Origin of the sequence: Nostoc sp., assembly GCF_036917395.1 — a bacterium.
GTDB lineage: Bacteria > Cyanobacteriota > Cyanobacteriia > Cyanobacteriales > Nostocaceae > Nostoc.
This window is the reverse complement of record NZ_JBALDI010000022.1, coordinates 14636-34098: the sequence shown is the minus strand read 5'-3', so window position 1 is coordinate 34098 and position 19463 is coordinate 14636. Positions and strand designations below refer to the sequence as shown.

The window sequence follows — 19463 nt, the reverse complement described above, 5'->3', positions numbered from 1 at the left end:
CTGCGTCATTTTCACGCTCTTGTCTAATGCCTGTCCCCTTCTTAGTTAGAAGTCAGGATTTAGGATAACTGTAGATTGAACTCTTGACTCCTTTAATGGTGTATTTCATTTATCGAGAATTCTGTATTGCTATCCAATAGAAAGATAAAGTGAAAGGTGCAGAATTTACCAGAGGAAGCAATGGTGCGTAAACGGTTGATTATTGAGATGGGCATGGGAATAGATCAGCATGGACAAGAACCGACTGTAGCAGCATCTAGGGCAGTACGGAATGCGATCGCTCACAATGCTTTACCTGGTGTTTGGGAGGTTGCAGGTTTAAGTCATCCCAATGAAATGATTATAGAAGTTCAGGTAGCAGTACCATATCCAGAACAAGTTAGGGAAGAAGAGGTATTAGCTGTCCTACCATTTGGTCGGAAAAGTCTTACCGTAGAATCTGGGGGGATGATAGTTCAAGGGCAGGCTATTCCCGAACTCAATGATAAAAATGACGAAATGTTGATTGCGATCGCTGCTGTTACAGTTCTGATCGAAAATGAGTAGCTGATCCAAGTTTTGCAAAAAATCGTGACTTTAAGAAAAAACTCACGACTTTAAGAAAAAAATCGTGATTTTAAGATAAAAATCACGACTTTAAGAAAAAAATCGTGAGTTTAAGCAAAAACTCACGACTTTAAGAAAAAAATCGTGATTTTAAGCAAAGAATCGTGATTTTAAGATAAAAGTCGTGATTTTAAGCAAAAAATCCTGACTTTAGTAACGACAGCTTCTAAATTCAGGGTGATAGCTCCTGAAATGGTGACAACTTGCTTAACAGCCAAGCATACGCTTGTCTTAGGCTATTTCAGCAAAAAGTTAGACACACCTTTGTTTCTGGCAAAGGTATTGTGAGGTCAAAGCTGCAACTACTTATACTTAAAAAAATGCTCACAAGTGGTGTCAAGCCTGCCAATCGCTTGTAGTAAAGGTTTGGGGCAGCTGCAATCTAGTATTATGAATTAGTATAAGTGGGTGTGTCTGAGTTTTGCCTCTACACACAATGTATAATTCTTGGGAGCAGGGAGCAGAATAGAGCGTGATTAAACCAGAGGTAGTATCTTACGGATCTTGGCGATCGCCCATCACAACAGACTTAATTACCGCACGGACAATTGGGTTGGGACAAATTGCTCTCGATGGCGAAGATATTTACTGGAGCGAACTGCGACCGTCAGACCAAGGTAGAAATGTCGTAGTCCGCCGGAATGCAAATGGTGAATCTGATATCACACCTACTCCCTTCAACGTGCGTACCCGTGTGCATGAATATGGTGGCAGTTCTTTTCTTGTGGTAGATGGCACTGTTTACTTTTCTAATTTTATTGACCAACGCCTATATCGTCAGGATACTGATACACAGCCGCAAGCCATCACCCCATCAGCAGCCACACGCTATGCAGATGGTATTTTTGACCGCCAACACAACCGAATTATTTGCGTGTACGAAGATCACACTGATGCTGCAAATGAGGCGGTCAATACTTTAGTCGGCGTGGAACTAGATGGACACAAAATCCAAGTATTAGTATCTGGAAATGACTTTTATGCTTCGCCTCGCCTTAGTCCCGATGGTTTACGATTAGCTTGGCTGACTTGGAACCATCCTAATATGCCTTGGGATAGCACTGAACTATGGGTTGGGGAATTAAAAGCAGATGGTAGTTTAGGAAATACTCAAAAAATTGCTGGCGATTTAGATGAATCTATCTTTCAGCCAGAGTGGTCGCCGGATGGCAAATTGTATTTTGTTTCTGACCGTACAGGTTGGTGGAATATATATCGTTGGCAAGATGAAAATGTAGAAGCGCTAACTCAAATCAAAGCGGAGTTTGGTCAGCCGCAATGGAATTTTGGGATGTCCACTTATGCTTTTGAGTCTGCTAACCGGATTATTTGTACTTATACCCAGCAAGGTATTTGGTATTTAGCTAGCCTTGACACAGTAACAGGTCAACTAGAACCAATAAATACGCCCTACACAGCTATTAGTTCTCTCCATGCCACCTCTAACCAGGTGGTTTTTCGTGGAAGTTCTCCAACTGAGTTGTCAGCTATTATCCGTCTGGATTTGACAACCAAAAAGCTGGAAGTACTAAGGCGTTCCAGCGATGTAACTATTGATGCTGGTTATCTTTCTCTCCCTGAAGCCATTGAGTACAAAACAGCTGATGGTAAAACAGCACACGCCCTTTTCTACTCGCCTCAAAACCTAGATTATACTGCTCCTGCGGGCGAAAAACCGCCTTTGATTGTCAACAGCCACGGTGGGCCCACCGCAGCCACTTCTAGTAGCCTCAATTTTAGCGTTCAGTATTGGACTAGCCGAGGAATAGCGGTTCTGGATGTAAATTATGGTGGTAGTACAGGTTACGGGCGGGAGTATCGCCAACGACTGGATGGACAGTGGGGAATTGTAGATGTAGATGATTGTGTATTTGGTGCGCGTTACTTGGTGGAACGGGGAGATGTAGACGGCGATCGCCTGGCAATTTCTGGTGGTAGTGCAGGTGGTTACACAACGCTTTGTGCCTTGACTTTCCGAGATACTTTTAAAGCAGGAGCCAGCTATTATGGTGTCAGCGACTTGGAAGCTTTAGTCCGGGATACACATAAATTTGAATCGCGATACTTGGATCGTCTGGTTGGCGCTTACCCACAACAGCGTCAGATTTATCAGCAGCGATCGCCAATCAACTTTAGCGATCGTCTAGCCTGTCCAGTGATTTTTTTCCAAGGATTAGAAGATCGAGTGGTTCCGCCCAACCAAACTGAAGCAATGGTTACAGCACTGCGAACTAAAGGTGTACCTGTAGCTTATCTTCCTTTTGAGGCTGAAGAACATGGCTTCCGCAAAGCCCCAAATATCAAACGTTCTTTGTCAGCAGAACTCTACTTTTACTCACGAATTTTCAACTTTGAAATTGCTGAATCAGTCGAACCTGTAGTCATTGAAAACTTTTAGCCTACTTTCCGCACCCCCAACTGTCACAAAGAGAAATTACGGGGAGAAAAAAGTCAAGTGATCAAAACAAACATTATTAGTCAAAAAAAGATTTGAGCAAGCATGAATCAGAAAAAATGGCGTCAAAATCTCTTGTCAATAACGAGCAATAAGAACTGACGCCAGAGAGATGAATCTGAGATAAATAAATGAAGATGTTAAAGACTAAAATCATAAATTAGAGTAATCAATGGAAACAGCAGCGCAGGGTCAATTTTGGCTGATGCACGATCTGCTATTTACCTATCAAAAAGCTTTGAGAAACGGCTATCTTGTGGAGTATGCCGATGTTTTAGTTTACAGCAGATTGCAACTTAGTGAGGTACAGATTATTGTAAGGGCACAACATTGTTGTGCCCCTACGTGTGTACCTCATTTACCTGAAAAACGCTGTATTAATGGAGTTCGCTATTTCGCTATACTGATTGCTGGAACATGAAGCAGTTGAAGGCGACCATTACCACTGCAAATCATTGATTTCTTCACAAACCGATAAACATTTAGGAGGAACAAAAATATGATTGCTCAAGTGAACCTTGGCGGTAGTTTCACGCTCGCAGGCACTTCTGTGACTCTGAAGCGGATAGGCTATGGTGCGATGCAGCTTGCTGGATCAGGTGTGTGGGGACCGCCGCGTGACGTGGATGCTGCTGTTGCCGTTCTGCGCGAAGCGATCGCACTCGGAATCAATCACATCGACACCAGCGACTTCTACGGTCCGCACATCACCAACCAAATCATTCGGCAGGCGCTTCACCCCTACCCCGAAGATTTGACGATTGTCACCAAGGTGGGCGCAGTGCGCGGCGCGGACGCATCGTGGAATCCAGCGCAGAGTCAGACCGAGCTTCGCCAAGCGGTACACGACAACCTGAGCAACCTGGGCATTGACGCGATCGATGTCGTCAACCTGCGCCGGTGGGGGGAGGGGCCGAACGAGGGGTCGATCGCAGAGCAATTCACTGCGCTCGCCGAGATGCAGCAGCAGGGGCTGATCCGGCACCTGGGACTTAGCAATGTGACGGCAGCGCAGGTCGAGGAAGCGCGCGCGATCGCGCCGGTGGTCTGTGTGCAGAACCAGTATAACCTCGCTCACCGCGACGACGAGGCGCTAGTCGGCGATCTGGCGGGTAAGGGCATCGCCTACGTGCCGTTCTTTCCGCTCGGCGGCTTCAACCCGCTTCAGTCCTCGACGCTGGACACGGTGGCGGCGTCGGTCAAAGCCACTAAGATGCAGGTTGCGCTGGCGTGGCTGTTGCAGCGCTCGCCGAACATCTTGCTGATTCCGGGTACCTCATCGGTTGAGCATCTGCATGAGAATCTCAAAGCCGCAGATTTGCAACTTCCACCGCAAATAATTGCCGAACTGGACGCGATCGGCGGCGCTTAACTATGCCAAACAGGGCATACGAATCAATGCCGTCAATCCTATAAACGACAGGCGATGAGGTGATCACGCATTGAATCACCAGTCAAAAGTCACTTGTACTGAGCATAGCCGTAAAGCCTGCGGCATAGCTACGCTTAGGGCGCAGCCTAAGAAGAGAAGTAAAAGTTAAAATAAATACAGCGTAAACGTTTCGTTGATTTGAAATGGGTTGTTTATTTCCGCCGCGCTGTACTAGGGACTGGGGATTGGCGACTGGGATCAGAATTCTTCCCAATACTTAAGGGACTGACAAAAAATACATTAGGGACTTCCAAATAAAAAAATACTCAAAAAACTGGCGAAAAAACTCTCCTTTTTATTCCTCTGTGTTCTCTGTGTCTCTGTGGTTCGTTTATTTGGATAATTTATTTCTTGGAAGTCCCTTATCCAAAATTATTTGTACATTTGTAGGGGATCTTGGCCTTGCGCCCCGGAGATAGGATGTTTTTTTAACTGGAAGTTCCTAATCCCTAATCTATATAATCTTAGTCGTGATGAATTTAGCGGCTCTGCGCTAAAGTAAAAATATTGGGATAAAAATCTCTGGCAGTAAGTTCAATACACCACTAATCTTTACCACTGCGGCGATCATGTCTCAAGAGTATAACGAATCACTCCAAATTCAGGAGATCACCAAACTCAAACTGAAACACTTTGCTGATTTAGTCAGATCAGCACAATTGATTTTCGACCCCACAGCAGGAGTTTCGGGAAGAAGTATCACAGTTGACTGGGAAGAATTTGGAATTCCCCATCCTGTAGCTGACAATCTCAAATCACTTGGTCAGCAGTACCAATATGCATCTCCTCATATCCCTGTTGAAGTCATTTGGAGTAAATTAACTCCAGAAACTCGTATTTGGTTCGTTGAAAATAAAGATAGGTTGTGGCAGCTTGAAGAAGCTTTTCCAGCCCTTGACGAAGATTAAACGGCTGAACCATTGAAAGGAATACAAATTATTTTTAGGGGCACAACCGCAATTGTGCCCCTATCCTCTGTCTATAGGCATTTTTGTTTGAATGGAAGACGCGGTAAATTTAGACTTAGAACACCAATTTAGTAATCCTGGAAGAACCTCTGTCCCAACCGTTGTAAGGTTGGGGGCTGGGGGATTAGGTTGAATCGATGCTCTAGTTATTTTGGGCGATCGCATTAGCTTTAGTACATAAGTTAAATTAATAATAAAAGCTTGTATCGATGAATCAAAGTGTAAGTGTTGCTCCCAACCTGGAAGAACACACTCATGAAAATCCTGTTATTACCAAACAACAGCTATTTGCCAAGCAACTAATTGTCCTTGTCTTGGAAATACTTCTGGCATTACCTTTGGGTTTACTGCTGGCAAAGTTCCAAATTGGCAGGATTGCCTGGATATTTGGTGGGATTGCTGCTGGCACATTAATTCTTCAAGGGTGTCGAATTTTCTATCAATATTCCCCCCAACCTAACCGCACTGCGAGAAAAGTGGGAATGGCACTTGTAGGCTTAACTGTTGGCGCTTCCAGTGCCCACGGTAATCTAGCTAGTGTTGTTTCTGATATTCCGATATTTATTTTTCTTACCTTGTTTCTGCTGCTGAGTGGAAGCTGTATTGGTTATATTTACTCCCGCCTCAGCAAAACCAACTTAATGACAGCAATGCTGGCTACAGTTCCTGGCGGTGTCGGAATTATGGCAGCGATCGCCGCCGATTACAATAAAAATGTTACCTTAGTTGCCCTAGTTCAGGCGATTCGCGTCACCTCAGTAGTTGTTCTAATTCCCTTCATCGCTAGGACATCAGCTAGTAATTACTATCCCCAAACACTCCCGATCAACACTGCTTGGCTCAATTTTGATCCATCTCAATTAGAATTACTTTTGTTAGTACTGCTAATCACTGGATTAGTAGTTTATCCCGCTATATTATTTAAAATTCCCGCTGGTGATTTTTTTGGTGCATTGTTAATTGGTATCGGGTTTAATCCTTTGCTACATTGGCTGCCTTTCGTGGGTGATATTAGCTTTAGTCCGCCGCCTTTAATTAACTTATTGGGTCAAATGCTCCTGGGAATTACTATTGGTGAGTATTGGGGAGACAAACCCAACTTTAAAAAGCAGACTGTCGCTTATGCCTTGATGTCTGTGGGCATGACCCTTGTAGCCGGAGCGATCGCTGCTATACTTGCAATGCAATTAACCTCTTGGGACTGGTTAACTTGTCTCTTAGTCACAGCACCAGGAGGATCAGCAGAAATGATTTTGGTTTCCCTGGCATTGAACCATAATGTTGAAATTGTCACAACTGGTCATTTAGTGCGATTGATTGCGATTAATAGTTCTCTACCACTTTGGGTATTTTTGTTTCGCCGTTTGGATGAGCAAGTTTCAAAGCCAGTTTAATTGATGAAGGCAGGGGGGCAGGGGGGCATACTTCTCTAAATTTCGTATTTTTAGCCTTAGAGAAGTATCCTAGAGCGATCGCTTCATCTCCATGAAAATATCAAGATTACATAAAGATAAGTATTTATATATACATTTACCAGGAAATAATGTAAAGAGTATGCAAAGATATATTTTATAGTATAGACATTTAAGTAAATATTCGGTAGGTAATGGATTGTTGGGTTATTTTAGATGTTTCCTATTTTCAGGCTATACACCCACAAACAATAGCCCACAACAAGGGCATAAAGATATCCCCTGTCACCCTTAGGGTAACACTCGTTCCTTGCTAACACTGCGCGATCGCAGTCGCCTGGTTCGGGAAACCATGCTGTAGCGCTGTCTTAACCTATTCCTTTTTTTCAAACTGCTAGGACTTACGCATTCACAAAAAACCAAATATGAGGTGTGGGATTTAGGCATTCAAGCTTGATTTTCGGCATTTTTTTAGTAATAGCTACTGAATCAAAGATAGTTTAGAAAAGCCTGAAACGACCTATTTTCCTTAATACACACGCTCATAAATTTGTATAGTGCCTAAGACTTAGAGAGTCCAAGATAGTTCAATAATTGCTACTTAATAAGCTGGTCAACAGATTGAATATTGGGAAAAATTTGTAACCCTCAAGGGTGACTTTAAGTATTGTCAAAAGTGTCAAATTTCGGCGAGTTCATTGTACTTTAAAACAGCATTAACAGCAGGCTGAAAACTTAAGTTACTCAAAAAATCGATTCAGGTAGATAAAAGGTATGGCAAATATCATTGGAACCAACGGTAATGATACCCTAGTGGGCACCTCCGATGCGGACAAAATTAACGGTAAAGCTGGGAACGATATCATCATAGGCAATGGAGTTAATGACACCCTAACTGGTGGCGGTGGCAATGATAGATTTATTTTCACCTCCTATTTAAACTCCCAGTACGAGAATGACATTATCATCACTGATTTTGGTGGCGTAGGTAAAGGCTCAAATCCCTCAGCAGCAGTCATAGCTGAAGTGGATACCTTGATATTTCAAGGTTCTGGCTTCACTGCTCAAAATCTGCAACTCGCCCAGAATGGCAGTAATCTGGAAATTTCCTTTGGGGGTAATAGCAAATTGATCCTGCAAAACTTTACCCTGGAAAACTTAGATAACCTATCAACAGTGGGCAATATCCTGTTTGATGGACAAATCAGCATTCAGGACAGCTTTGATGTCGTCAATGCTAACTCCACCCAACAGAACCCGTTTCGCAAGAACACAGTCACCTTCTTTAACGACCTGAATAACTATGTCAACGGCTTTGACAATTCAGATGATGTTATTAATGGTCAGGGTGGTGATGACTACATCAACGGTAAGAGTGGCAATAACCTACTCCGTGGCGGCGCGGGGAATGATACTCTCATTGGTGGTGCGGGGAATGATGATCTCAGCGGTGATGCGGGGAATGATGTTCTCAGCGGTGGTGCGGGGAATGATGTTCTCAGCGATGGTGAGGGGGATAATACCCTCAACGGTGGTGCTGGTAACGATAGCTTTGGCTTTTCAACAGGCGCTAACCTAATCAATGGAGACGATGGCAATGATTATATCTCTGGCTATGTCTTCTACCGCGACGGTAATGGTACTTCTGGAAATAACACTCTCAACGGTGGCGCTGGTGACGATACCTTGAATATTGACAATTCAAGAGGTGATAACCTACTGTTTGGGGGCGATGACGATGATTATCTGCGTGCCTCTGGTGACGCAACTAGATACGGGAACGCCGCAGCCTCAGGCGATAACACTCTAAATGGTGGCGCTGGTAACGATACCTTGAATTTTGACTTTGCAACAGGCGATAACCTACTGTTTGGGGGTAATGACAATGATTATCTCTCTGCCTCTAATTACGATTTCCCTGATGGCATTGCCACTTCTGGCAAGAATACCCTCAACGGTGGCGCTGGTAACGATTTCTTGGGTATTGACTTTGCAACAGGCGATAACCTATTAGATGGAGGCAGTGGTAATGATTATCTCAGAGCTTCTGCCTACTACTCCGACGGCTCCAACTTTGTCTATAGTGGCGCTTCTGGCAATAACACCCTCAACGGTGGTATTGGTGATGATACCTTGAATGCTGACTATTCAAAAGGCGATAATCTGCTCTCTGGAGGCAATGGCAATGATTCTTTGAGTGCCTCTGGCTACTACAAAGATCAACCAACAGATTCTTCTTTTGTTACTGCCTCAGGCAATAACACCCTCAACGGTGGTGCTGGTAACGATAAATTAAATGTTGACTTTTCAACAGGTGATAACTTACTAGATGGAGGCGATGGCAATGATTCTCTGAGTGCCTCTGGTAAATACGGTTATACTCCTGGCTTGTTTGGCAAGAATACTCTCAGTGGTGGTACTGGTGATGATAGATTGAGTGTTGACTATTCAACAAGCGATAATCTGCTCTCTGGAGGAGATGGCAATGATTCTTTGAGTGCCTCTGGCTACTACAAATATGGCGATACCAATGAATCTTACTATACTGCTTCAGGCAAGAATATCCTGGACGGTGGTGTTGGTGATGATAGCTTGAATGTTAACAATTCAACAGGCAATAATACCCTCAACGGTGGTGCTGGTAATGATAGCTTGAATGCTGACGATTCAAGAGGCAATAATCTGCTCGTTGGGGGCGATGGTAATGATTATCTCTCTGCCTCTGGCTTGGGCAACTACAGCGGGATTGGTTTGGGCAATAATACCCTCAACGGTGGTGTTGGAAATGATACCTTGACAGGTGGAAACGGTAATGATGTCCTCTATGGAGGGACTGGTACTGATACCTTTGTTTTCTTGACTTCCGATCAAGGCGTTGATAGTATTTATGACTTCAACGCAAGTAGTGAACTTATTTGGGTATCGGCTAGTGGTTTTGGTGGAGGGTTATTACCAATTTACCTCTCAGCTAGTCAGTTTACACTTGGAACATCTGCAACGACCAGCGCCCAGCGATTTATCTATGATGACACTACAGGTGCATTGTATTTTGACCAAGATGGTAGTGGGGGTGCTGCTCAGGTAAAATTTGCCCAACTATCTGCTGGAGTGTCACTAACCAATAACAATTTTTATGTGACTGGTTAATCGTAATGAGTGCTTCATGATTATATTGGCGTTTAGACTAGTTCCCGGTGCGAAACTCAGAAGCGTCTCTACTCCCAATTCCTGTACAGACGCGATTAATCGCGTCTCCCAACTCCCAAAGATGCAACTTGAATGCTGATTAGCTTATTCTTTTGTTATCCAGATACTAAGGATGCTTTAGATGGTTGCCCAAATCCAAGAACTTGAAGCCCAGCACTGGGTTAAAACTCGTTCTTCCCTCGACCCTAGCGAATCCACTTTCCTGATTTGGAAAGGTAAAATTTACGCCTTTATCCCCGGCGAGAAAAGACAACTCCTGTTTAAGATGCTGGGATTGAGTGTTAGCCGATGTATTCCCACAGCAGAAGGTAGCTGGGATTTTACTTCTAGGGAACTGACTTACTATCTCAACCCAAAAACAGATGAGGTTTTGCCCAAATGGGAGAATCCTTGGACAGGCGAGACAGTTCCGGTGATTCACGTTGCCAATAATCCAGTGCAGGGCAAGTTTGAAGGAAATTTTCCTGCACAAGTAGACGGTGATAGCACAACCTTCGTTTTTGATATATTTCCCTATTACCCCAATCCCTTAGCAGACGATCGCAAATTTGCCGAATACAGCCCAAATCCAATTTATCAGGCAGCCGAATTGTTTAAATTGACTGTGCCAACCGCAGATTTATTCAACACAGCCCTCCCCTCAGTTTCTCAACTCAAACTGAGTTGGGATAGGATTGGTCAATGGCTTCCCTGGATGAAAATGGGCGATCGCCCCGGTAATCTGATCTACAGTGCTGTTGGTAGCAAGGTCAATGGTTTAACAGAACTGCCCCCACTGCTGCAAGACGAAATTAATAACCGTATTCCTCTATATAAAAAAGCCCCAAAAGCATTGACAGATGGAGAAGATATGACATCCTGGTTATACTTCCAAAAGCACTTTCAAGCTTACTTGGCTGGTGAAATCTTCCCGCTTCCCCAAGCAGAAGAATTATAAACTAGCCAGAAAGCAATATCGAACTCTTGCCAGGAAATAGCTGATGGTGATCCGAAAAGCAAACTTAGCCGATGCACCCACAATCGCTATGCATGTAAACGCTTGGCGGACAACCTACAGCAACTTAATGCCAGCAAAGTTTCTGGCAGATTTATCTGATGAAGAACAAGAGACAAAATGGGTAAAAATTTTCAGCAATATAGCTCAAGATAATTTCACTTATGTTGCTGAAGATGAAATCGGACAAATAGTTGGTTTTGCTAATGGAGGTCAAGAGAGGACAGGCGATCGCATTTATCAAGGTAAGTTGTACGCTATCTATATTATCGAGAAGTATCAGCGCCAAGGTTTAGGATATCGCCTGATCTCCACCGTAGCAACAAGGCTGCTTCAGTCAGGTATTAGTTCAATGTTAGTGTGGGTTTTAGCTGATAATCCCGCTTCCGGGTTCTATCAAAGCCTTGGTGGTCAACAAGTGAACCAAAAGCAAATCGAGATTGGTACAGTGCAACTGATTGAAGTTGCATACGGTTGGACGGACACGCGAAAAGGGATAATTTAGAATTTGATGACTATATCTATATATAGTGTTATTTTGCGATCGCTAATAAATTTTAGATTCAGTAAACCACAAACTTTTAAAAACCAACGTAAAAACAACGGTTTCAGCCATCGGAAATTAGGAGTATTCACCATTGGTTTTAAAGGAATCTTTAGAGCGATGTCTACGACGGGCTATTCGGCGTCGCTTAAAGCTAGCTAGGGGTATCGTCTGAAATGCTCAACAAACGTTGTTTTGTGATATCCCTAGATTTCAGTGAAATGTCCCCTTGATAAGGCTTCTAAAAAACTTTTTGGTTTACTGAGATTAGACCTCTTGCATAAATCAAAAGCCCTCACCCTAAATCCCTCTCCCAAGGATGGGAGAGGGACTTTGAAATTGCCTCCCCTTCTCCCAATTTTGGGAGAAGGGGTTGGGGATTGAGGGTAGTTTTGCATTCGTGCAAGAGGTTTATTGTTCAATCCAAAATCTAAAATCGTTCGACTGAGCGTAGCCGTACCACTTCTCTACGAGACGCTCCGCGAACGTGGAAGCAAGCTACGCGTAGCGTTCCGCAGGAAAGTCTAAAATCTAAAATTCTTCTGCCTCCTTCAATCGAATTTCGCCTCTTGACCTGAACAATCAAATAGATGTAAACCTAACCGTTGGGAAAGTTCTTCACACACCTTTACCCCCCGCACACTGTTACCACGCACATCCAGCAGCGGCGAAAAAACTCCAATACCCATCTTATTGGGTACAACGGCGATAATCCCACCACTAATACCGCTTTTCGCCGGAATACCAATTTTATAAGCCCACTCACCTGCAAAGTTGTACATTCCACAGGTATACATAACACTCAGAATATCTTTGATGTAATGCTTATTTACCGCCTGTTCTTTTGTAATCGGGTTAATACCTCTGTTAGCAAGGGTAGCCGCCATCTTTGCTAAGTCTTGACAATTTACCATCACAGCACACTGCTGAAAATAAAGATCCAAAGCTTCTTCAATGTTCCGGTCAATCATCCCAAAGTTGAGCATCAAATGCGCCATTGCGCGGTTGCGATGCCCTGTACTCCGTTCTGAGGTAAAAACTGAAATGTCAACGAAGACATCGCGGCTAATATATCGCCGGAACATATCTAGCATTCGGTTGAGGCGTTCGGTTGGGCCGAAACCTCTGATTAAGCTGGTGGTGGCAATCGCTCCAGCATTTACCATTGGGTTATAAGGTCGCTTTGATTGCTCATCCAAAATAATCGCGTTGAATGCATCCCCTGTCGGTTCCACGCCAACTCTAGTCAAAACGTAATCCAGTCCATGATCTTCTAGAGCAAGTCCATAAGCAAACACCTTGGAAATTGACTGAATGGTAAAGAGTTGGTCGTAATCCCCAACTTTGTAAACCTGACCATCTACTGTCACAATGCAAATGCTGAACAATTCCGGGTTGGCCTTTGCCAGTTCTGGAATGTATTTCGCTACTGCACCCTCTTGCAGTAACTTGTACTGGGAATGCAACTCGTTGAGAACAGCTAATAATGGCGATGGATCTATTTCTAAATCTTCTTGATTTGCTTGGCTTGTCATCAGGCTGATAGCATTTCCCAAATTACCTAGTATACAGGAATCTTATTTTATTTTTGAATAAGCTCCGTACATCTGTAAAGTGTCGAAATCAAAGATAGTGTGTCTAATAAATGCGATCGCAACCCTAATTAAAAAATTGAAATCATAATCTTGCCAGAAATCAAAATTGGAACGATGAACTTGCCAAAAAAGATAACCTTAAGATTTTAAGGTGACTCGAAAAATCTCGTTTTTTCTCTCTGCGCTACGGGCAGTTTGCTCAAGTCGGGAAACCCGCCCACGCAACTGCCCTCCTCTGTGCCTCTGTGGTTTAAAAGTAATTTATCTAACCATAGAAACGCAGAGAACACAGAGGTAAGAAGTTAAAAAGAGGTTTTTTGACTAACATTTTTACCCACCTTGAAAGGGCTAGATTTTAGGACTAGCTCTTTTAAGGTGAGCATATGTACTGTCAAAGTTTTTACGGCATTTCAGGCATCGGCTGGAATTGAACAAAGAATTTATCCATTAAACTCCAAATTTTGGGACTGTAAATTAAGCGATAGCAGCCGCCAAAATACCAAAATTGGGTTAAAACATCATTTCTTTCATAGTACAAACGTTCACCTTGAAAGGGCACAGCCCCACATCTCTACAGTTGAAAAAACAGCTTGCTCTCAAAAATCATTTTTGAGCAACTACTTAGGTCAAAAAATGACTCTTGTCTTTTTTAATACCTTATAAATTTTATCTCCAAGCGATCGCCAAGATTTACTAATTTTTTCATGATTAATCACAAAAAATATTAAGTTGAGTATCCTCTTTTTTTTATACTCAGCATTACTGTTATAATAAGTTACATTTGTTACTAGTTTAAGTCTAGTCATGGAGAATAAAAGTCATGATTAATATCAGTAGAAAAAACTTTGAAAAAAGATATTAAACTCAAACTAATTTGCATAATTATTTTAGATGTAACTCTTATCACGACTTATTCATAGGTAAATCTAAATATTTCATTAATTAACTACTTTTGAGTATTTATGCTGATGCCATTTGATTAAAGTTATTATATTGGGGTTTGTTCGTAAATAGTTGATAGAGATGTTATCTATAATACAGTGGTAGTTGCGAACCTTTAGAAGCGATGTGAATCGGGTATCGTCACTTTGGTGTGCAAGAAATGTAAAGTTTTTTTAAGAAATTTTTGACTTGCATTAAAAAGCGTTACATAGCCAAAGTCGCCATTTGAGAAAGGTTTCGCCCTTGAAATTGGAATTTAAATTGAATCATGTTGCCAATTATTACGCTAAAACCCTGATCCCCAAGCCAAAAGGTTCATGCTAGTCTGTTGCAGTTATAAAAAAGAAGTGAAGGCGGAACGAGTTCGAGTTATCAGGAGGGAAGTCACTCTCACTAGTGAAAATCCCGCAAGTTATAAAACTTAAGTTCTACAGTCGCTTTAAAAACGGACGCATGAATCAAAGACATTTGTGGATTATTGTTACCCTGTCTATGGCTGTTTTGGGCATACCCTCAGTCGGTTGCACTCAAACCATCAAGGGAAATACGCTAGCTTCCCAAAAATCGTCTGCCCCTGATGTGGTGAAGGTGGGAGAGTACCAATCCAGAGCAGGGGAACAAACCTTGGATGCTGTGATTACACAAATTCATCCTCACAACATTGGAGGACGTAAGGCAGCAACCCTTTTTATCCGAAATATACCTGTTCTTACCTTTTTGAGTTCTCTACCAGATACGAGCGTTGAAACTAAAAAAGTTGGGGCAATTGGAGATAATGGGGGCGTACAATCGTACGCCCTTATTGCTAGCAATTCACCAAACACGGTGAGTACTGGTAACTTAACGGATGTGACTAACCAGATTAGCTCTGTAGACAATGATCCGGTTCAAATAGCTGGTGTAATAGCAGCTAAGATTAACCAGTTGAACCGAGAAAATGTGGACGGGAGTAAGATTACCGTAAGTTGGAAAGCAGGGGGCGAATCTACTGCTAATCAAGCGCAAAACAAAAGCGTTCCCCTCCAGCAAGATGGCGATCGCTATGTAATCAAAATTAATGGCGAAGAATTGGTCGAAATCAACGAAGATACGCGATTAGCAGGTACTACCAACAATTTGGCGGAAGATGCATTGCAAGCAACCAATCGCCTGCGGAGGCTACTAGGCAATGCATCTCCCTTAAAAGAAATTACGAATTTACCAGTGCGTCTACCAGTATCAATACCTAAATTGCCAAAACAGATTGCCGTCGGCCCAGTGCGAATCTCTTTTGGAGGCATGGCTTCCTATTACGGCTATGATGGTTCTGGTAATCGTACTGCTAGCGGTCAGAGGTTCAATCCAGAAGAAATGACTGCCGCCCATCGCAGCTTACCCTTTGGTACGCAAGTTCGTGTAACTAACACCTACAATGGTCGTTCTGTAGTGGTGCGGATTAATGACCGAGGCCCGTTCATTCGCGGGCGAGTCATTGACCTATCTGCTGGTGCGGCTCGGATTTTGGGAATGATGGGCAGTGGCGTGGCACAAGTGCATATTGAAGTCTTAGAGAAATAATCAAGTGCTGAGTGACTTCGGTGTGAGCGCTCAGTCAAGTGCTGAGTACTGAGTAGGGAATCTCACTTCTTTACTCAGAACCGGAACTCATAACTCGCAACTGTTTTGCCCGATCGCCAGTTTCGGATCACTTAATTCCCCTAGTTCAACCATCTCTTCCCTCTATTTCAGATATAAACTAGCGGGGGAGGGATCGATAAGAACTAGGGGTATTTTTGTGCGCCTGCTGACAACAGTCGCAGCTTTACGCTGCTATTTAACTAAACGCTGCTCAGAAAACAAGCTGATGGCAGTTACTGAGGATCTGAGACTAGATGAGATGACTAACTGGTATCAGACGGCAGTCGGTCTAGTGCCAACGATGGGGAATTTGCATCAAGGTCATTTAAGCTTGATCCAACGGGCGCGGCAAGAAAATTCTACAGTGATTGTTAGTATTTTCGTCAATCCCCTGCAATTTGCTCCCAACGAGGATTATCAACGCTACCCTCGCACTTTAGAGCAAGACCAACAATTTTGTGAACAAGCTGGGGTAGATGCCATTTTTGCACCAACTCCGGAAGAAATGGCAGTTCCCCACAAAAGTATACAAGAATCAAAGGTTACACAAGTTATCCCCCCATCTGCTATGATAACAGGCTTGTGTGGTCGTTCTCGGCTAGGTCACTTTCAGGGTGTCGCTACGATTGTGACCAAACTTTTCAACTTGGTACAGCCTGACCGTGCCTACTTTGGTCAAAAGGATGGTCAGCAACTGGCAATTATTAAACGCTTAGTAGCTGACTTAAATTTGCCAGTAGAAATTGTTGCTTGTCCAACAGTACGGGAAGCGTCGGGTCTTGCCTTCAGTTCTCGTAATCAATATTTGACTGCAACGGCAAAAGAGGAAGCAGCGGTGTTATATCGCGGCTTGCGACGAGCTGAAGCTGCATTCATTGCAGGCGATCGCAATAGCAACAAGTTGATAGCAGTGGTACAGCAAGAAGTGGCAATGGTCAGCACAGTCTCAGTGGAATATATTGAATTGGTTGAACCGACTACGTTGATGTCTTTAAATAAAGTTGAGGAGGAAGGAATGTTGGCGATCGCAGCTCGTCTTGGTGCTACACGTTTGATTGACAATACGATATTGCGCGATCGTCAACCTATTATCGCCATTGATGGCCCAGCCGGTGCTGGAAAATCTACAGTGGCGCGTCAAGTGGCAGCAAACCTAAATTTAGTGTATTTAGATACAGGAGCAATGTACCGTGCTGTCACTTCGTTAGTACTGCAAAAGGGGATTGCCATTGACGATGAGTGTGCGATCGCCGAATTAACTAGCCAGTGTAAAATTGAACTTACTCCTACCCAGGATTTAGAATCGACAGTGCGGGTTCGGATTAACGGTATCGATGTTACCCAAGCAATTCGCACGATTGAGGTAACATCTCTTGTATCGGCGATCGCGGCACAAAGTGCTGTCCGTCAAGCATTGGTTAAACAACAGCAAAACTGGGGTAAAAGAGGTGGTTTAGTAGCTGAAGGTCGGGATATCGGTACTCACGTGTTCCCCGATGCCGAAGTTAAAATCTTCTTAACCGCTTCTGTAAGTGAACGCGCCCGTCGCCGCCAGCAAGACTTTAACAAACAAGGTCAACCCGAAGTGAGTTTAGAGCAGCTGGAACACGATATTGCCGAACGTGACTGGAAAGATAGTACACGCAAAGTTTCTCCTTTGCAAAAAGCAACGGATGCGATCGAAGTTCAAACCGATGGTTTAGACGTATCTGAAGTCACCGCACAAATTGTTAACTATTACCAGCAGCGTTTATCTCAGTGGTAATCACCCCTATTTGCTGTTAGTTTTTTAGTTTCAAAGGATGGTGGGTGAGTGATTATTCACTTACCATCCTCAAAACCGCATTTAAAACAAAATAGATAATTTAACTATTGGCTATTTTCATTGCAAATTAAGCCTTGTACTAGAAATATTAGATGATTTAATACTCAAATCATCTCGCTTTCGACTGATTTTTTACATCTCAATTAATCCTACTAAAGGTAGAAGTATGAAAGCTTTAATTGCTAAATGCTAATTAATTATCAGTCTCTAGCAATGAAATATCAGCCATTTTTATTTATAATCATTAATTACTAACGATTTGACTTATCACAAAAGTACTTTGTTTTCATCTTCACTTTGGTAGTAGAATGACGATGTTAAGTTTTATGTTCCATAATGAAAGACATAAAACTCTCAAAAACAAAAGCTGCTAATTTCCTAAGCTTCTGCAATAGCTTTCAACTGGAAACCGATAAAGAGAGGATTTCACACAATGGTATTTGTACAAGAACCACTACCCTTTGACAAGGATGCTCTAGAGCCTTATGGCATGAAAGCTGAGACTTTCGAGTATCACTATGGCAAGCATCACAAAGCTTATGTAGACAACCTGAACAAGCTCACTGAAGGTACTGAACTTGCCGATAAGTCTCTGGAAGAAGTGATCAAAACTTCCTTTAAAGACTCCTCTAAGGCGGGAATCTTTAACAACGCTGCTCAAGTTTGGAACCACACCTTCTTTTGGAATTCCTTGAAACCCGCAGGTGGCGGCGCACCCACTGGTGAAATCGCAGCCAAGATTGATAAAGACTTCGGTAGCTTTGACAAATTCAAGGAAGAATTCTCTAATGCAGCCACAACTCAATTCGGCAGCGGATGGTCTTGGCTGATTGATGATGGTGGTACGCTGAAGGTGATTAAAACACCAAATGCAGAAAATCCACTAGCTCATGGACAGAAGGCACTCCTAACCTTGGATGTTTGGGAACACGCTTACTACATTGACTACAAAAACGCTCGTCCAGCGTTTATTAAGAATTTCCTAGAACAGTTGGTGAACTGGGACTTTGTTGCTGAAAATTTGGCTAAAGCTTAATGAATTGCCAGTTTTGAACTGGCTGCGATGCCTTTTGGCAAGCTGCTTCTCTACGAGAGGCTGCGCCAATGCGTTTACGTGGCTTGTGCCAGATATGTAAAGTAGAAACAATCAGTTAATTGACCAATCTTGTTAGCAGTCACGAACTAGTCTCGTGGCTGTTTTTGGTTGACTGTTGAGGGGATGGGGAAGATCAGGGAGCAAAATCTAGCTTTTCTAAGGATTGCGATTCATTAATTATGACCGGAATAATGCTGTTGGTTTTGTGTCATGAATCGTAAAATAGCATTTGGATCGTAACTGGGACATACTCTATTTGCCCCAAGTTAGAGCTAAAAATTTTGAAAACTGGACTTAGGAGTAAAAACAATGGTGCAAGCCGTACAACAAGAACTGACGCTAGAAAAGGTAAATAAAGCTATTGAGGCAATCCTCAATGTTTTGGATGTTCCAGAACCCGGAAATGATTTACACGCCAAAGCTTTATCTGCCTTTGTAAATGGTGATTACCAAACTGTAAAGCGGTTAGCCTCGACCAATTTATCTGATTGTTATGTTAAGGCACTGGGTTATTTAGGTGGGGCTTTGAAGCTAACGCCAAACACTGACACAATTCTGGCAGAGTCGGCACGGGCAGCAGCTGACTTTGCACGAGAAAGAACATTACATGAACTTGGAGATGCGTTGGCGAAAGCCTTGTCGTAGACATCGCATCTGCACTCAACTAATAATTTTTCTTAGAGGATGTTTTAAAAGTCCTCGCCACTTAATAGTTCAGATGAACTATAAATTACAAATAAAAAGGGAGATGAAAAATTGTCTACGAAAGT

14 protein-coding genes are annotated in these 19463 nt (G+C 42.9%); 13 read left to right on the top strand and 1 reads right to left on the bottom strand.

Translation table 11 applies throughout. The features are described from left to right. Window positions 1-180: 180 nt before the first annotated feature. From V7K46_RS09940 to V7K46_RS09900, 9 genes are all read left to right on the top strand, one after another. On the top strand, window positions 181-546 hold the full coding sequence (locus V7K46_RS09940; protein ID WP_335112609.1) for a Lin0512 family protein: 366 nt from the start codon (window positions 181-183) through the stop codon (window positions 544-546). A 532-nt stretch (window positions 547-1078) separates the two neighbouring features. Next, complete coding sequence (locus V7K46_RS09935; protein ID WP_335112589.1) at window positions 1079-3004, top strand: S9 family peptidase; 1926 nt, start codon at window positions 1079-1081, stop codon at window positions 3002-3004. Window positions 3005-3233: 229 nt separating this feature from the next. Further along, a complete protein-coding gene (locus V7K46_RS31995) occupies window positions 3234-3482 on the top strand; it encodes a hypothetical protein (protein WP_442939821.1) in 249 nt (82 codons plus the stop codon). A gap of 78 nt (window positions 3483-3560) precedes the next feature. After that, the gene (locus tag V7K46_RS09925) at window positions 3561-4433 is read left to right on the top strand and encodes an aldo/keto reductase family oxidoreductase (protein ID WP_335112587.1); all 873 of its coding nucleotides are present in this window, start codon (window positions 3561-3563) and stop codon (window positions 4431-4433) included. 629 nt (window positions 4434-5062) lie between these two features. Next, window positions 5063-5401: a hypothetical protein gene (locus V7K46_RS09920; protein ID WP_335112585.1), complete on the top strand. Its 339-nt coding sequence runs from the start codon at window positions 5063-5065 to the stop codon at window positions 5399-5401. Between the two features lie 269 nt (window positions 5402-5670). Beyond that, window positions 5671-6855, top strand: a complete 1185-nt coding sequence (locus V7K46_RS09915; protein WP_335112583.1) for an AbrB family transcriptional regulator — start codon at window positions 5671-5673, stop codon at window positions 6853-6855. A 792-nt stretch (window positions 6856-7647) separates the two neighbouring features. Then, a complete protein-coding gene (locus V7K46_RS09910) occupies window positions 7648-10020 on the top strand; it encodes a beta strand repeat-containing protein (protein WP_335112581.1) in 2373 nt (790 codons plus the stop codon). A gap of 181 nt (window positions 10021-10201) precedes the next feature. After that, a complete protein-coding gene (locus V7K46_RS09905) occupies window positions 10202-11017 on the top strand; it encodes a DUF1838 domain-containing protein (protein WP_335112579.1) in 816 nt (271 codons plus the stop codon). A gap of 43 nt (window positions 11018-11060) precedes the next feature. After that, complete coding sequence (locus tag V7K46_RS09900; RefSeq protein WP_335112577.1) at window positions 11061-11579, top strand: GNAT family N-acetyltransferase; 519 nt, start codon at window positions 11061-11063, stop codon at window positions 11577-11579. A 590-nt stretch (window positions 11580-12169) separates the two neighbouring features. Here V7K46_RS09900 and glsA read toward each other — a convergent pair. Further along, the gene (gene glsA, locus V7K46_RS09895) at window positions 12170-13153 is read right to left on the bottom strand and encodes a glutaminase A (RefSeq protein WP_335112575.1); all 984 of its coding nucleotides are present in this window, start codon (window positions 13151-13153) and stop codon (window positions 12170-12172) included. Between the two features lie 1455 nt (window positions 13154-14608). Here glsA and V7K46_RS09890 point away from each other — a divergent pair. The 4 genes from V7K46_RS09890 to V7K46_RS09875 all read left to right on the top strand — a co-directional run bounded on the left by V7K46_RS09890 (window position 14609) and on the right by V7K46_RS09875 (window position 19338). Then, window positions 14609-15712 (top strand): septal ring lytic transglycosylase RlpA family protein, encoded by a 1104-nt coding sequence (locus V7K46_RS09890; protein WP_335112573.1) that lies wholly within the window; start codon window positions 14609-14611, stop codon window positions 15710-15712. A 217-nt stretch (window positions 15713-15929) separates the two neighbouring features. After that, window positions 15930-17537 (top strand): bifunctional pantoate--beta-alanine ligase/(d)CMP kinase, encoded by a 1608-nt coding sequence (locus V7K46_RS09885; RefSeq protein ID WP_335112570.1) that lies wholly within the window; start codon window positions 15930-15932, stop codon window positions 17535-17537. Window positions 17538-18030: 493 nt separating this feature from the next. After that, window positions 18031-18633 (top strand): superoxide dismutase, encoded by a 603-nt coding sequence (locus V7K46_RS09880; RefSeq protein WP_334974019.1) that lies wholly within the window; start codon window positions 18031-18033, stop codon window positions 18631-18633. Window positions 18634-19002: 369 nt separating this feature from the next. Then, complete coding sequence (locus tag V7K46_RS09875; RefSeq protein ID WP_335112568.1) at window positions 19003-19338, top strand: hypothetical protein; 336 nt, start codon at window positions 19003-19005, stop codon at window positions 19336-19338. Window positions 19339-19463 lie beyond the last annotated feature (125 nt).

Coding starts and splice junctions, on each gene's coding strand:
- V7K46_RS09940 (WP_335112609.1), top strand. CDS start 181: ATGGTGCGTAAACGGTTGATTATTGAGATGGGCATGGGAATAGATCAG.
- V7K46_RS31995 (WP_442939821.1), top strand. CDS start 3,234: ATGGAAACAGCAGCGCAGGGTCAATTTTGGCTGATGCACGATCTGCTA.
- V7K46_RS09925 (WP_335112587.1), top strand. CDS start 3,561: ATGATTGCTCAAGTGAACCTTGGCGGTAGTTTCACGCTCGCAGGCACT.
- V7K46_RS09920 (WP_335112585.1), top strand. CDS start 5,063: ATGTCTCAAGAGTATAACGAATCACTCCAAATTCAGGAGATCACCAAA.
- V7K46_RS09915 (WP_335112583.1), top strand. CDS start 5,671: ATGAATCAAAGTGTAAGTGTTGCTCCCAACCTGGAAGAACACACTCAT.
- V7K46_RS09910 (WP_335112581.1), top strand. CDS start 7,648: ATGGCAAATATCATTGGAACCAACGGTAATGATACCCTAGTGGGCACC.
- V7K46_RS09905 (WP_335112579.1), top strand. CDS start 10,202: ATGGTTGCCCAAATCCAAGAACTTGAAGCCCAGCACTGGGTTAAAACT.
- V7K46_RS09900 (WP_335112577.1), top strand. CDS start 11,061: ATGGTGATCCGAAAAGCAAACTTAGCCGATGCACCCACAATCGCTATG.
- glsA (WP_335112575.1), bottom strand. CDS start 13,153: ATGACAAGCCAAGCAAATCAAGAAGATTTAGAAATAGATCCATCGCCA.
- V7K46_RS09890 (WP_335112573.1), top strand. CDS start 14,609: ATGAATCAAAGACATTTGTGGATTATTGTTACCCTGTCTATGGCTGTT.
- V7K46_RS09880 (WP_334974019.1), top strand. CDS start 18,031: ATGGTATTTGTACAAGAACCACTACCCTTTGACAAGGATGCTCTAGAG.
- V7K46_RS09875 (WP_335112568.1), top strand. CDS start 19,003: ATGGTGCAAGCCGTACAACAAGAACTGACGCTAGAAAAGGTAAATAAA.